Here is an 841-nt window from a genome sequence, read left to right as displayed (position 1 = left end):
CGATCCGATCGCATCCTCGCCGGACTTGTGCACGCGGTAGCCGCCGACGACGCAGTCCGCCGTGCGCTGATGTTTGATCTTGAACATCACGCGCTTGTCCGGCTGATAGGTCAGGTCAAGGGGTTTGGCGATGACGCCGTCGAGGCCCGCGCCCTCGAACTCGTCGAACCACCGGTGTGCCGTCGCGAGGTCGGTCGTCACCGGGGTGATCTGGAATATCGAGCCTGCGCCGGAGAGCGCGTCGACGAGTGCGGCGCGGCGTTCCCCGAAAGGCCGTTGCGTGTAATCGATGTCGTCTCGCGCGAGCAGATCGAACGCGATGAAGGCCGCGGGTGTCTTCTCGGCCAGCATCCGGACCCGCGAGTCGGCGGGATGGATGCGTTGCTGCAGAGCCTCGAAGTCGAGGCCGTGGCCGGCAGCGACGACGATCTCGCCGTCGATGACGCAGCGTGCGGGTAGCTCCGTCCCCGCGGCCTCGACCAGCTCTGGGAAGTAGCGGGTCAGCGGGCGTTCGTTGCGGCTGCCGAACTCGACCTCGTCGCCGTCGCGGAAACAGATCGACCGGAAGCCGTCCCACTTCGGTTCGTACGACGCGTCCGCGGGAATCGACGCCACCGATTTGGCCAGCATCGGTTCGAGCGGCGGCAGTACGGGAAGCTCCACCCCGCCCATTATTGCGTCCACGCCACTTCAGACCGCCGACACCGGGAAATGTCATCGCCGGTTCACCGCGTCATCGCGCCCGAGGCGACAATGGCCGAATGCGCCTGCCCGTGATGCCGCCCGTGAAGCCGATGCTGGCCAAATCGGTGGCGTCGATTCCCGCGGACGCGTCGTACGA

2 protein-coding genes are annotated in these 841 nt (G+C 66.7%); one reads left to right on the top strand and one right to left on the bottom strand.

Features of this window, described 5'->3' with window-relative positions; translation table 11 throughout:
* Nucleotides 1-663: ATP-dependent DNA ligase (locus A5650_RS17160; protein ID WP_156744179.1), on the bottom strand; the 663-nt coding region annotated here is incomplete at its 3' end.
* Between the two features lie 98 nt (nt 664-761).
* On the opposite strand from A5650_RS17160, the gene A5650_RS27400 reads away from it, so the two are divergent.
* On the top strand, nt 762-841 hold an 80-nt coding region (locus A5650_RS27400; protein WP_231992647.1), incomplete at its 3' end, for a hypothetical protein.

It is taken from the genome of Mycobacterium sp. 1164985.4 (genome assembly GCF_001668575.1).
Classification (GTDB): Bacteria; Actinomycetota; Actinomycetes; order Mycobacteriales; family Mycobacteriaceae; genus Mycobacterium.
This window is presented reverse-complemented; position numbering and strand designations above follow the sequence as displayed.